This is a genomic window from Streptomyces sp. NPDC040405 (assembly GCF_055595765.1).
This window is the reverse complement of sequence record NZ_JBVIVI010000004.1, coordinates 615655-627919: the sequence shown is the minus strand read 5'-3', so window position 1 is coordinate 627919 and position 12265 is coordinate 615655. Positions and strand designations below refer to the sequence as shown.

The following is a 12265-nucleotide window of genomic DNA, read 5'->3' as shown; positions in this document are numbered from 1 at the left end:
GGACCCCAAAACCCTAGGGGAGCGCCAAAAAAAGGGGGGTCCAGGGAAGAAAGAAAAGAACAACAAAAAGCGCCGGGGCCCCCCGGCCCCCCCCCCCCCCCCCCCCCGGCGCCGCTTTCCTCTGTTCAGTCGCGGGCCCGCTGGGCCTGTGTCCTTTCGGCCTCGGCCTTCAACAGGGCGTTCGGCGTGATCTCGATGTACGCGGCCTCCTCGTACACCGTGGCCACCGTACGGTCGTACAGCTTCCGGCCCGCGCCGTAGGAGTCCACGATGATCTTCGCGGCGCGCGGCTTCTCCTCGTCCTGCAGGATGCGCGCCGTGCACGGGATGACGGCGCCTTTGGGCTTGCCGCGGATGTTGGACGGCGCGAACAGCACCTGGTCGTTGTTCCGCATCCGCCGCACCTTCCAGGAGTCGCAGCCGGTGCGCAGATAGGCCCGGCCGTCCTTGAGGCCGAACCACATCGCCGACGGCACGGGGTCGCCGCTGCGCTTGTACGTGACCAGCAGCGCGAACCGGCGGCGCCTGAACTGCCGCAGGTCACCGGGGCCGTTCGGGGTCACCGAGACATGCCAGGTCACCGGGTCCCGCCAGGAGTCGTACATCCGCAGAAACCGCTGTTCCCACCATTCCTTGCTGAGCAGACGCAGCACGTACGGCCTTCCTTCCTTCTCGGTCAGGGGATCAGCACGATGCGGCCCGGGCCGCCGGGAGTGGCCGCGCGGCCCTCCAGCAGTCGGTGGGCCCGCGCCGCCTCCGTCAGCGGAAGCTCGGCGCGGACCCTGCCCCGCAGTCGGCCGCTCGCCAGTTCGCGGTTGATGTCCTCGGCGGCGGCCGCGAGGTCGGCCGCCGAGGCGTTGCTGATGGCGAAGCCGTGCAGGCTGATGTCGCGGGTGTAGACGGCGCCGACGGGCAGCACGGCGCGCGCCCGCATCCCGGCCATCAGGACGACGCGGCCGCCCCGGGCGAGCAGCGGGATCGTCGCTTCGAGGTCATGGCGCCCGGAGCAGTCCCATGCCACGTCGACCCCGTCCGGGGCGAGGCGGCGGACCGCGGCGGGGGTGTCCGGGGCGGCGCGGTCGAGGACCTGGTCCGCCCCGCAGGCACGGCACCACTCGGCGTTCTCCGCGCGGTCGACGGCGATGACGCGCGCCCCGGCCGCGGTCGCCAGCTGGATCACGGCGCTGCCCACGCCGCCGCCCGCGCCCTCGACGAGGACCGTCTCCCCCGCCCGGAGCCGGGCATCCCGGAACAGGCCGAGGTGCGCGGTCCCCGCGGTGTGCAGGACGGCGACCGCGCGTAGCGGGTCGGCCTCCGCGGGCAGGGAAAAGAGCCGGTCCACGGGTACGGCGGCGTACTGGGCGAAGGAGCCCTGTCTGCCGTCGTGGCCCAGGCTGTTGCACCACACGCGGTCGCCGGGGGCGAAGGTCCCGGCGGGGGTCTCGACGGTGCCGACCAGGTCGCGTCCGATGACGAACGGGAAGGTCACCTCGGTGGCGTAGGCGCCGGAGCGGACGAAGGTGTCCACATGGTTGGCCGCCACCGCCTCGACCCGGACGAGCGCCTCGTCCGGGCCGGGTACGGGGCGGGGCAGCGGCCCGGTCCGGATGTCGTCGGCACCGCCGAAGCCGGTGATGTAGGCCGCCGTCATATCGCCGTTCACTGCGCGCTCTCCCGTCGGGGCCGTTCGGGGCCGGGCTTGCGAGTTATGCGAGAACGAAGGCGAGTGCCAGGCCCAGACAGCCGAGGTCGACCGAGCTGAGCCCGATGAAACGCGCCTTTCGCCACTCTTCCTTTCCGGCACCGTAATAGAGCTGTACGGCGTGGAGTACGACGACGGGCACGACGGTGAGCCCGAGCAGCGGATCGAATCGGGTGGTGGTGAACAGCAGGGTCAGCAGGGTGACGCTGGCGGCGAAGAGCAGGGTGAGGAATACCTTGAATCCCCTGGGCGGCAGCAGAACCGCCATCGTGTAGCGGGACACCTCGGAATCGCCTTCTTTGTCGGACGCGTTCCCGTAGGACACGATCAGCAGGAACCACAGTCCGACCAATGCGCTGGTGATCAGGGATTCGGTGGTGACGTGACCGGCGATAAGCCAGTACGGCACCAGGCCGATGCACCCGATGACGTAGAAGATGGTGGCTTCCAGCCCGCCGGGCAGATAGCTGAGTTTCAGTCCGATCGAATACTGGACCGAGGCGATCTGCCCCACGAGCATCACCAGAACCGCGGCCAGCGGCGCGTCGCCGCCCAGGCTGGCCACGGCCCCGAGCCCGGCGGCGATCGCGATCACCCACATCAGGACGCCGAACCGGACCGCCTCGCGGTCCGTCAGCACCCCGGTGAGCAGAGGCTTCTTGGCGACGGTGGAGGCGGGGCGGCCCGCGTAGTTGCGGGCGTCGCTGCCGTCCCGGAAGCCGCCGAGGTCATCGGCGGCGCCGCCGCTCCACTGGGTGGCGCACACCATGAGCAGGGTCAGGGCGAGCGCGGCGGCGGTGTCGCCGCCGACCCGGCCGTCCAGGCGCAGCAGGAGCAGGGCGAGGATCCAGCCGTAGGCGTGGTGGTAGATCCGGACCTTGCCCAGCTGGACGTAGCCGATGAGCTTGGCGCCGGTCGATATCCTGGTCGTGCCGGTCGTCGTGCCGGACGCGCTGGTGGCGGTCATGGACACCCTCCCTCAGACGCTCAGCGGAAGGCTGCGTTCGGCCAGCGTTTTCTTCAGCTGCTCCCGCTTGATCTTCCCGGTGACGGTACGGGGGAATTCCCCGTCGGGGATGATGACGGGCTCGGCCATGGTGGCGAGCCGGCGGGACGCGGATTCCCATGCCTTGCGCCGGAATTCGGTGCCGGGCCGCAGGGAGAGAACGGGCTGGAGGGTGCCGTCCATGGCGAGGACGACGAGTTCCAGGAACTCGGGGAACTTCTCCAGCAGGATGTCCTCGATGCCGATGCCGCTGATGGCTCCGGAGACCTTGTCGACCTGGCGGTCGATCAGGGTGATGCGCCCGGTGCGCGATTTGGTGCCCCAGTCGCCGGTGTCCCACCAGCGCTTGTCGGGATAGTTCTTGGACGTCAGATCGGGCCGGTTGATGTATCCCGAGAAGACACCGGGGGTCTTGACCACCATGCGCCCGGGGGTGCCGGACGGGACGGGCCGCCCCGAGTCGTCGACGATGCGGACCCGGCAGAACGGGAAGCGCGGCCCGGCCGGGTGGCCGCGCAGCAGCTTGGCGCGGCGCAGCCGGCGCAGGGCGCGCAGCGGTTTCTGGGTGCCCTTGAGGTGGCTGCGGATGGCGATGGGCCCGGTCTCGTTCTGCCCGTAGACCTCGACGCAGACGGCGAAGCGGTGGTCCGAGCCCTTCAGCAGGGCGCTGACCGTGTCCGGGTGGATGACGTCGAATCCGGCGCCGAAGAAGCGGATCGAGCGGAACGCGCCGCCGGGTGCGAGGTGCTGCCAGGCGCGGAAGGTGTTGGGGTGGGTCTCCAGATAGGTGGGGCGGTGCCGCTTGAGCATCCGGTCCACGTTGTCCGGGGAGTCGTCCTCCAGCAGCAGCAGCGGCGCCTTGCGCATGAGGGCGGCGAGGATGCCGACCACGGTCCGGCCGTGCACGGGTGAGATGGCGAGGGCGAGATGGCCGTCCAGCCGGGAGGCCCAGTGGATGACGGCCTGGACGCGGGCGTTGAACTGGATGCTGGCGCCGGAGCATTCGGCCAGCTTGGGGGTGCCGGTGGTGCCGGAGGTGTGGACGACCACGTACGCGGCGTCGGAGGCGACCTCGCGGGGCCGGGATATCCGCTTGTGGGCGGGGAGTTCGGCGGCGATGTCGCGCCAGTCGATGAAGGTGCCGATGTCCGGGAAGGTCTTCTCGCTGGCCGCGAGCCGGTCGTCGGTGGAGAGGACGGCGGTGATGCCGGAGACGTTCTCCACCATCGAGGCGGCGACCGGGCCGGAGAGGGTCGGGCTCATCAGGATGGGCACGGCGTCGAGGGCGGTGATGGCCGCGTAGGCGACGATGATGTCGGTCGGGGACTCCAGCCAGACGATGCACCGCCGTCCCGGCTCGATGCCGTGGGCGCGCAGGGCGGTCGCCCCGCGGGCGGCGGCGTCGGCGACATCGCCCGGCCGTACCTTCTCGTCCTCGGCGGTGACGGCGATCGGCTGGTGGTCGACGATCCAGGGCTCGGCGTCACTGGGCAGACTCAGCAGCTTGTCGAAGATCAAGGGTGGGCCTCTTCTCCTACGATTCCCCTACGAGGGGCGTCCTACGAGGGGACGACTTCCAGCAGTTCGTAGACCACGGGGCCTTCCGGCTCGTCCACGGTGGTGGAGTCGACGGTGATCAGCCGCTGCTTCTCGGCCGCCGCCAGCTCGTCCAGCTCGGCGCGACCGGCCCGGCTGCTCAGTGCGATCAGCACCCGTCCCCCGGGCGCGACATGATGCTTCGCCTCGCGGAAATACCGCTGGTGTGCCTCGTATCCGGGGTCGACATAGGCCAGTTCATGGGCGCTCAGATCGAGTTCCGGCGGCGCCCACACATTGTTGGAATGCCAGTAGACCACGTCGAACGCGGGTGCGTCGTGGAGCGCGTTGAACAGATCGCTGTGCACGGAGGTGACCCGGTCCTCGACGCCGAAGCGCTCGGCGTTGAGTTCGGTGTTCTTCACCGCCGCCGGATTGAGATCCGTGGCGTATACGGCGCGGCAGCCCGCGAGCGCGGCGTGCACGGCGATCAGTCCGATGCCGGAGCCGATTTCGAGGAACGTGCCACCGGCCGGGAAGTCCAGCAGGGACAGATGGGCCTGGCTGGACTTCGAGTCCGCCGGGGAGAACACATCCGGCAGCAGCGTCCATTTCTGGCCGCCCACCTGGATATCGGTCTGCTGCCGCACTTTGGCCCGGCTCGCCTCGCTCCGGCTCAGGGGCTGGGTGTAGTCGTACATTCAGCGCTCCGCAGGGGTCGTCGCGTAGTTCTCGATGTCGAATCGGGCCAGGCCGTTGCGCAGCCTTTTGGTGGACCATGGCCAGGTGACGAAATTCTTGCCCTTTTCGTCGAGATAGACGCTGCTGCATCCGCCGGTGTTGTAGACGGTCGAGGCGAGGCCGCGCTGCACCTCGTCGTTGAACGAGCGGAATGGCTCGGGCCGGATCTCCAGCGCGTCGATGCCCCGGGCGCGTGCGGTGCGTATCGCGTCCACGACGTAGTCGAGCTGGACCTCGGCGAGGGCGAGCAGCGAGTTGTACATCACGATGTTCGGGCCGAGCAGCAGATAGGCGTTGGGCAGGGCGGGCAGGGTGGTGGCCCGATATGCCTCAGGGCTTTTCGCTTTCCAGGTCTCGGACAGCAATTGGCCGTCGCGTCCCCGGATGCGTGTCGCGATCGGCGGATGGCGCATCTCGAAGCCGGAGCCGAAGACGACGACGTCCACCTCCACCCGCTCGCCGTTCGCCGCGATCAGCTCGCGGCCGTCCGCCCCGGCGAGGGCATGCGGCACGAGCCGGGTGTTGGGCCGGGTCAGGGCCGGGAGGTAGGTGTTCGACAGCAGCAGCCGCTTGCAGCCGACGGTGAAGTCCGGGGTCAGCTGGGCGCGCAGCTCGGGGTCGGGCACCTGGCGCCGCAGGAGCCCCTTGCCGACCGGAGTGAGCAGCCGGGCGACGCTTCGGCGGCGCATGACCAGGGCCAGTGTCTTCAGGAATCCGTCACACACGCCGCGGAACAGCCGCTGGGTGACGGGTACGTGCCGGAAGAGCCGCCGCAAGGGCTTCGGGACCCGGAAGTCGAGCCGGGGTATCACCCAGGCGGCGGTGCGCTGGAAGACGTACAGCTCGCGCACGTGCGGCTGGATCTCCGGCACGAGCTGGATGGCCGAGCAGCCGGTGCCGATGACGGCGACCCGCTTGCCGGTGAGGTCCACGTCGTGGTTCCAGCGGGCCGAGTGGAACGTGTCGCCGGGGAATCCGTCCAGGCCGGGCAGGGACGGCACGGTCGGCTCATGCAGCAGCCCGGAGGCGAAGATGACGTGCTGGGCGACGAAGCGCCCCTGGCTGGTGTCGAGGACCCAGCGACGCCGCTCCTCGGACCAGGCGGCCTCCAGCAGCTCGGTGCCGAAGCGGAGCGCCGGGGCGAGCCGGAACTTCTCCACCGTGTCCTCGATATAGGAAAGCAGCTCGGGCTGGCCGACGAAATTCCTGCTCCAGCCCGGATTGGGGTGGAAGGAGAAGGAATAGATCGACGAGGGGATGTCGACGGCGCATCCCGGATAGGTGTTCTCCCGCCAGGTGCCGCCGACCCGGTCGGCCTTCTCCAGCACCAGGAAGTCCGTGATGCCGCCGCGCCGCAATTTGACCGCGGCGGCGATGCCCGATAATCCCGCGCCGATCACGATGACATGCGCGTGCTGTTCCCCGGCCGGGGCCGGGGTGTCGTCGTCCGCCGATATCGCCATGGGTTTCCCCCTGTCGTCGTGCCCCGGAGGCTAGCCGCTCGCGGCCCGTTCCAGAATCTCCTTGCTCAGCCGCAGTTCCCGCTCCACCGATCCGGGGAGGGTGCGCCGCAGAACCGGGTCGAGCATCCAGCGGGTGACCGGATTGAACTGAAAGGAAATCATGCGGGTGGCCCGGATGCCGCCGTCCACCGGCACACAGGAGAACCGGGCGCTGAATTCGGCCATCCGGTGATTGAACTTGTTCAGCGGCAAGGGCGCCAGCCGGATGTCGATGGACGATCCCGGAGTGAGCCGCATCTGGGCCACGGCTTTCGGCTCCGGAAGGGACAGCCCGGGCAGCTTGGGCTGGAACTTGAACTCGAGGAGATTACCGCTCCTGCGCACCCAGGAGATCGGTCCGACCTTGTCATCGACTTCGACGTAGCGTTCGACGTCCATCACGAAGTCGAGGAAGGCTTCCGGTGTACAGGCGATAGTCTGTTCTTTCTCCACCTTGACCATGACGTCACACTACCTTCCTGCCTCGCTTTCAGAGATAGGCCCGCGCGTACAGCGCCGCGAGTTCGGCGAGTTCACCGTCGGCTCTCAGCTGCGCCGACGCGGCGCCCCGGGTGCGCCGGGTCGCGACCCGGCACCACGCCAGAAGCGGTCCGCTCAGCACATCGGTCGCGTCCTCCGGTCCGAAGGCGTGGCCGGTGCCGTCGCACGCGGTCAGCTCCAGCCGCAGGGTGCGGCCCACGGGCGGCCGCACCCGGGCCCGGGCGAGGGCGTAGCGCAGGGTGGCGTGGCCGAGCGCGGCGATGTGGCGCAGCCGGGCGGTCTCGACCACCGGCAGCCCGAGTGCGTCCCGGATGTCCAGGCCGTGCGCCCAGTGCTCCATGAGCCGGGCGGTGGCGAACACCTCGGTGGTCATGCCGAAGCCCCAGGCCACGCGGTCGCCGGGGGCGCGCTCCGCCATCAGCCCACGGGTCGTCGTACCGGCCCGGTCCCACCACGCGGTCAGCTCGCCGGGCGACAGCCCGTCACCCCGGCGGCATCCGGCGGCGGTGAAGTCCTCGGCGGTCGGATACGCGGGGACTGCGGCGGCGAACGCGCGCGGGCCGCCCGCCAGAGTGTCGCCCGCCACCTCCTCGGTGTCGGCCAGATGGGACACCTGGTCGGCCACGGTCCAGCCATCCGCCGCCGAGTCACGGCCCCAGTCGGTGTCGGTGAGGGACCGCACCAGCTCGCCGAACTCCCGCTGCTCGGCGGCGAGATCGGCCAGCTCCGCGCGTGCCGGGGTCACAGGATCGCCACCGTCCCCGCCGAGCCGTCCACCGCGACCGGGCCGCCCGCGGCCAGCCGCTCCAGCGCCGCCGCGCCGACCCCGGTCACACAGGGCACGCCGAGTTCGCGGGCGACGATGGCGGCGTGGCACAGCATGCCGCCCTCGGCGGTGACCAGGGCGGCGGCCTCCGCCATCAGCGGGACCCAGTCCGGGTCGGTCTGTTCGGCGAGCAGCACCGCGCCCGGCTCCCAGCGGGGGTCGTCGATGTCGCGCAGCCGCAGCGCCCGGGCGGTGGCCACCCCGGCGGAGGCCGCGATGCCGTGCACGGTCTTCTCGTCCGCGTCGGCGGCGGGCACGGGCGACTCCCCCAGGGCGGTGGTCATCGGCCGGAACTGAAGCCACACCAGACCACTCTCCAGCAGGGCGAATTCCAGATCGGCGGGCACGGCCAGCGCCTCCTGCACCGCGACGCACGCCGCGCCGACCGGCAGGCCGCCGCTGGTCAGCGGCTCCGGCTCCGATCCCCCGGCGGGCCCCTCGGGCGTCCACTCCTCCCAGGCGGGGGTGACGGCGCCGGAGACCAGGGCGTCGCCGCTGCCGTGGACCCACTCCAGCCGCCCCCGGCCGGGGCCGCGGCCCAGCCACAGCCCGCTGCGCACCGGGGTACGGAAGGGCTGGAGCAGCACCGCCATCCCGACGTCGAGCATGGGGCCGGAGGCGGTGCGCTCCCGGTAGGCGGTGACCCGGCCGCTGCGCGCGGAGTCCCGTACGGCGGCGATGGCGGCGGCCAACTGGATGGCGGGGACGTCGAGTTCGCTGCGGAACATGCCCGCGTAGCTGAGCGCCGCCCCGTCCTCGACCGTGGCCGAGCTGCGCACCGCCCAGCGCGGGGCGACCGCCGCGAGCCGGGCGAGGTCGGTGGCGGCGGGCTCGGCGCCGACCGGCACCACCCACGTGTCGGGGATGGTCACCCCGGCGCGCAGCAGCGCGGCGAGTCCGACGGCCTTGCCGCCGACCGCCGTCCGGTCGCCGTCGCCGAGTCCGCCGGTGAGCCGCAGCACCGCTCCCGCGCCCGCCCCGGTCGCGGGAGCGCCTGCGGGAATGTCCGCGCCGCTCATCGTGGTGTCCCCGCCCGCTCCTCGGCCTCCCGCTCGATGCCCAGCGAGAGCAGCAGATCGCGGTGCAGCTCCATCCAGACGTCGTGGTACGAGTCGCACATGACGCCGGTGAACGCCTTGGGGTCGCCGTCGCGCAGCCGGGCCAGGGCGGCGTTGAGCCCGTCGCCGTAGCGCCCGAACCGGGGGCGTACGGCGGCCAGTTCGGCCAGGATCGGCGCGGCCTCGTCGTGCACGGCGCCGAGTTCGGCCACCCGCGCCTGGTCGTAGTCGGTGTCGGTGTGGTCATTGGTGGCGCCGTCGCGGAGCTGCCAGCGGGTGCACAGCTCCTTGAACCGGTCATTGACCGGCAGGAAGCGCTCGTATCCCGGTCGCAGCCGGTCCCGGGCGTCGCCCGCGAGGTCGTCGGCGATCAGCGCGGCGTGCCGCGCGCGGCCCCCGGCCGTGATGCGCCACAGTCCGCGCCGCTCCATATGGGTGGCGAGCCCGTCGGCCCGCAGTTTCTCCAGTTCGGCGAGGACGTCGTCACGGTCGTGCCCGGCGCCCGCCACCAGGGGGTCGGCGGTCGCCATCCCCTTGATGACGAGGGTGTGCAGGACATCGAAGGCAGCGGTGTCGGGAAGCACGGCATCTCCCGTCGTCATGTCGTGATGTCGTCGGCGCGCAGTTCGTCGAGGAGTCCGACGAGGTCGCCGACCGTCGTGATGGTGGCGGCCTTCGGGTTGTCGACCAGCGCCACGCCGAAGCGTTCCTCCAGGGCCAGCAGGATCTCCAGGGTGGCCAGCGAGTCGATCTCCAGGTCCTGGATGATGCGGTCGCTCGGCCGCAGATCCCGCTGGACGCGCTTGACCTGGGCGTAGACCTCCTCCAACGCGGTCAGGGTCTCGGAATCGGCCGAGGTACGGGTGGAGTCAGGAAGCGTCATGGATGTTCACCTCTCCGGTACTGCCGTTGATGGAGACGGCCGTGCCCGCGGGCAGGGAGGCCGCGCCGGGATAGCCCACGACGCACGGAATCCCGTACTCGCGGGAGAGGATCGCGATATGCGACAGATCGCTGCCGCGCTCGCTGAGCACGCCCTCGGCGAAGGGCAGCAGCGGGGCGATGTCCGCGTCGGCGGACGAGCAGACGATGATCACGGGTTCGTCGGGCAGATCGCCCTCGGGGGTCATCACCGTGCCGGTGCCGATGCCGGGCGCCACCCCGCGCAGCCCCTGCGGCGTCTGGCTCAGCCACGGCCGGATCACCCCGTCGTCGCCGGTGAGGTCGAGGTGTTCGGGCATCGGGGTGGCGAGCGCCGCCCGGCATGCCTCGACCCGCGGCCGGGCCCGCTCGATCAGCCCCGGCCGGGTGGCCGTCTCGGTGAACTCCCGGATCGTCAGATACGGCCACAGGTCGGCGTCACCGCCGAACGAGCCCGCGAGCGAGGGCAGCAGGCGGCGGTAGACGTGCAGGGTGCGCATCGCGAGCGACTTGGAGTGTTCGCGTCCGGCCATCATCTCGCCGACGGCGGTCGCCAGCGACCGTACGGTGCGGCTGCGCCAGGGCGAGACCATCCCGGCCAGCGCCTCGGCCGGGTCGATCGGCGCCACGGACGCCCCGCCGCTGCCGCCCGCCACCTGCTTGTGCCGCACCGCGTAGTCCTGCCAGGGCGCCCGGTCGTCCGCGACCTCGTAGAAGGAGGAGGCCAGGAAGTCGCCGGGGCCGTACGGGTCCAGGCTGGACGCCGCGGTGTGCAGCCGGTCCCAGACCAGTTCGCGCGGCCGGGTCAGCCAGTGGGCGATCTCCTTGCCGTGCCGCAGCAGCTTGCCGTAGACGCGCCGCTGGAGCGCGGTGAGCGGCACCAGACCGGAGGTGGTCAGGATGTGCACCGCCCACGCCTCTTCGAGGACGGGCAGCGCGTCGCGCAGCACCCCGGCGAGCGCTACGGGGCTGTCCGTGGTGGTCGCGGCGCGCAGCCCCCACTCCAGCTCGGCGACCCGCTCCTCCAGCGCGCGCAGCCGCGGCCCGGTGTCGCGCAGCTCGCGCAGCAGCTTGGCGCTGCCCGCGACCTGGCGGACCCGGCCGGAGCGCAGCGCGGTCAGTTCCTCCGGGGAGTCGATGCCCTCGAAGTAGGCGTCGGTGACATCGCTCGGCTGAAGTCCCGGGATGGAGGCGGACAGATGACAGTAGGCGGCCAGGTTGTGGTACGGGCGGCAGCCGAAGTAGCCGACGAAGACGTAGTGTCCGCCCTCGGCCCAGGCCGGGCGGCCCCACAGCCGCCGGGCCAGGGCGCGGGTGCCGCGCTCCATCGGGTCGCCCACCAGCGACCAGGACATGGGCGAGAGCCGCTGCGGGGCCACTTCGCCGAAGTTGCCCGCCGAGTAGACGCGGAAGTAGGGATGCGGGTCGGTGTCGACCGACAGCGGTCGTTCGGTCGGCTGGTCCGCCACGTGCTCCGTCATACGAGGGCCCTCCTCTCCGTACCGCCGCGCAGCGCCTCACCGGTGGCCCCGAGGTAGTCGGGGTCGGGGACGGGCCAGGGCTCGGGGATCTCCTTGAGGACATCGGTGTCCAGGTCGAACCAGGGCTCGGTGTAGTCGGTCAGCTCCCGTGGCGTACCGACCCGTTCGCCGATCAGGCGGGTGAAGCGGCCCAGCGCCCCGGCCTCGACGATCTTGGGCACGACGCCCCAGGGGCGGCACACCTCGGTGAAGACCTCGCCGAGGGTGGGCATCGCCGGGTCGAACCAGGTCCAGGTGGACCGGCCGATGGGCGTGGTGAGCGCCTTCAGCACGATCTGCGCGGCGGAGGAGGCGTCGGTGATCCAGCAGGGGAATTCCCCGCGCCGGGCCAGGTGCACCGGATATCCGGCGAGCAGATGCGGGAAGACCATCGGCAGTCCGTGCCGGGTGTCGGGCCGTCCGCCGCGTGGATCGGGGCCGAGCACCGGGCCGAAGCGGACGACGCCGACGGGCAGTTCGGGGGTGTCCCGGACCAGCCGTTCGGCGCAGTACTTGCCATACTCGTACCAGTTGCGGAAGCGCTGGCCGGTGTACAGCTCGCGGTTGGTGACCCGGCCCTTGGCACGGCCGAGCGCCAGCAGCGAGGAGATGTGCACGGCCTGCCGCAACCGCGGCAGTTCGCGCAGGAAGGCCAGTGCCTGGCGCATCCCGGAGCTGTGGGTCTCCAGCACCTCACCGGGGCCCGAGGTCCACGACACCGAGCCGAAGCAGAGCACCACATGGGTGGTCTCCTCCCGGACCCGGGCCAGGTCGGCGGCGGACAGCCCGAGGCGCGGCATCCGCACATCGCCGCGGACGCCCTCGCCGACGGCGGTACGGCCGCTGCGGGAGAGCACCCGGACGGTGGCGCCGTCGCGTTCGCACGCCTGCGCCACGGCCGTGCCCAGGAATCCGGAGCCGCCCAAAATCAACACGTTCATGCCGGGATCGT

Annotated in this window: 13 protein-coding genes; all 13 read right to left on the bottom strand. The window is 71.3% G+C overall.

Annotated features, from left to right (window positions below):
• Window positions 1-125: 125 nt before the first annotated feature.
• Genes ACZ59A_RS20550 through ACZ59A_RS20490 form a run of 13 tightly spaced genes read right to left on the bottom strand, consistent with a single transcriptional unit; the run spans window position 126 to window position 12254 of the window.
• Window positions 126-653 carry a PPOX class F420-dependent oxidoreductase gene (locus ACZ59A_RS20550; RefSeq protein WP_470960513.1) on the bottom strand — a complete coding sequence of 176 codons (528 nt, stop codon included), beginning with the start codon at window positions 651-653 and terminating at the stop codon, window positions 126-128.
• A gap of 23 nt (window positions 654-676) precedes the next feature.
• Complete coding sequence (locus tag ACZ59A_RS20545) at window positions 677-1651, bottom strand: NADPH:quinone reductase (protein ID WP_470960512.1); 975 nt, start codon at window positions 1649-1651, stop codon at window positions 677-679.
• Between the two features lie 55 nt (window positions 1652-1706).
• Window positions 1707-2669 (bottom strand): UbiA family prenyltransferase, encoded by a 963-nt coding sequence (locus ACZ59A_RS20540; RefSeq protein ID WP_470960511.1) that lies wholly within the window; start codon window positions 2667-2669, stop codon window positions 1707-1709.
• Between the two features lie 12 nt (window positions 2670-2681).
• Window positions 2682-4226: a class I adenylate-forming enzyme family protein gene (locus ACZ59A_RS20535; protein ID WP_470960510.1), complete on the bottom strand. Its 1545-nt coding sequence runs from the start codon at window positions 4224-4226 to the stop codon at window positions 2682-2684.
• 41 nt (window positions 4227-4267) lie between these two features.
• Window positions 4268-4945, bottom strand: a complete 678-nt coding sequence (locus ACZ59A_RS20530; RefSeq protein WP_470960509.1) for a methyltransferase — start codon at window positions 4943-4945, stop codon at window positions 4268-4270.
• Entirely contained in the window at window positions 4946-6448 is a 1503-nt protein-coding gene (locus ACZ59A_RS20525; protein WP_470960508.1) for a flavin-containing monooxygenase, read from the bottom strand. It lies immediately after the preceding gene.
• 30 nt (window positions 6449-6478) lie between these two features.
• Complete coding sequence (locus ACZ59A_RS20520) at window positions 6479-6949, bottom strand: SRPBCC family protein (RefSeq protein WP_470960507.1); 471 nt, start codon at window positions 6947-6949, stop codon at window positions 6479-6481.
• Window positions 6950-6977: 28 nt separating this feature from the next.
• Window positions 6978-7733 carry a maleylpyruvate isomerase family mycothiol-dependent enzyme gene (locus ACZ59A_RS20515; protein WP_470960506.1) on the bottom strand — a complete coding sequence of 252 codons (756 nt, stop codon included), beginning with the start codon at window positions 7731-7733 and terminating at the stop codon, window positions 6978-6980.
• Window positions 7730-8833 carry a PEP-utilizing enzyme gene (locus ACZ59A_RS20510; RefSeq protein WP_470960505.1) on the bottom strand — a complete coding sequence of 368 codons (1104 nt, stop codon included), beginning with the start codon at window positions 8831-8833 and terminating at the stop codon, window positions 7730-7732. The genes ACZ59A_RS20515 and ACZ59A_RS20510 overlap by 4 nt, the downstream gene beginning before the upstream one ends.
• The gene (locus ACZ59A_RS20505; protein ID WP_470960504.1) at window positions 8830-9474 is read right to left on the bottom strand and encodes a transcriptional regulator; all 645 of its coding nucleotides are present in this window, start codon (window positions 9472-9474) and stop codon (window positions 8830-8832) included. Before ACZ59A_RS20505 ends, ACZ59A_RS20510 begins: the two co-directional genes overlap by 4 nt.
• A complete protein-coding gene (locus ACZ59A_RS20500; protein ID WP_470960503.1) occupies window positions 9471-9755 on the bottom strand; it encodes an acyl carrier protein in 285 nt (94 codons plus the stop codon). The genes ACZ59A_RS20505 and ACZ59A_RS20500 overlap by 4 nt, the downstream gene beginning before the upstream one ends.
• Window positions 9742-11274, bottom strand: a complete 1533-nt coding sequence (locus ACZ59A_RS20495) for a PEP-utilizing enzyme (protein ID WP_470960502.1) — start codon at window positions 11272-11274, stop codon at window positions 9742-9744. Before ACZ59A_RS20495 ends, ACZ59A_RS20500 begins: the two co-directional genes overlap by 14 nt.
• Entirely contained in the window at window positions 11271-12254 is a 984-nt protein-coding gene (locus ACZ59A_RS20490; protein WP_470960501.1) for an SDR family oxidoreductase, read from the bottom strand. The genes ACZ59A_RS20495 and ACZ59A_RS20490 overlap by 4 nt, the downstream gene beginning before the upstream one ends.
• Between the last annotated feature and the right edge of the window lie 11 nt (window positions 12255-12265).

Excerpts from the sequence above, each read along its gene's own strand:
- ACZ59A_RS20545 (WP_470960512.1), bottom strand. The coding sequence starts at position 1,651 with ATGACGGCGGCCTACATCACCGGCTTCGGCGGTGCCGACGACATCCGG.
- ACZ59A_RS20540 (WP_470960511.1), bottom strand. The coding sequence starts at position 2,669 with ATGACCGCCACCAGCGCGTCCGGCACGACGACCGGCACGACCAGGATA.
- ACZ59A_RS20530 (WP_470960509.1), bottom strand. The coding sequence starts at position 4,945 with ATGTACGACTACACCCAGCCCCTGAGCCGGAGCGAGGCGAGCCGGGCC.
- ACZ59A_RS20525 (WP_470960508.1), bottom strand. The coding sequence starts at position 6,448 with ATGGCGATATCGGCGGACGACGACACCCCGGCCCCGGCCGGGGAACAG.
- ACZ59A_RS20520 (WP_470960507.1), bottom strand. The coding sequence starts at position 6,949 with ATGGTCAAGGTGGAGAAAGAACAGACTATCGCCTGTACACCGGAAGCC.
- ACZ59A_RS20510 (WP_470960505.1), bottom strand. The coding sequence starts at position 8,833 with ATGAGCGGCGCGGACATTCCCGCAGGCGCTCCCGCGACCGGGGCGGGC.
- ACZ59A_RS20505 (WP_470960504.1), bottom strand. The coding sequence starts at position 9,474 with ATGACGACGGGAGATGCCGTGCTTCCCGACACCGCTGCCTTCGATGTC.
- ACZ59A_RS20500 (WP_470960503.1), bottom strand. The coding sequence starts at position 9,755 with ATGACGCTTCCTGACTCCACCCGTACCTCGGCCGATTCCGAGACCCTG.
- ACZ59A_RS20495 (WP_470960502.1), bottom strand. The coding sequence starts at position 11,274 with ATGACGGAGCACGTGGCGGACCAGCCGACCGAACGACCGCTGTCGGTC.
- ACZ59A_RS20490 (WP_470960501.1), bottom strand. The coding sequence starts at position 12,254 with ATGAACGTGTTGATTTTGGGCGGCTCCGGATTCCTGGGCACGGCCGTG.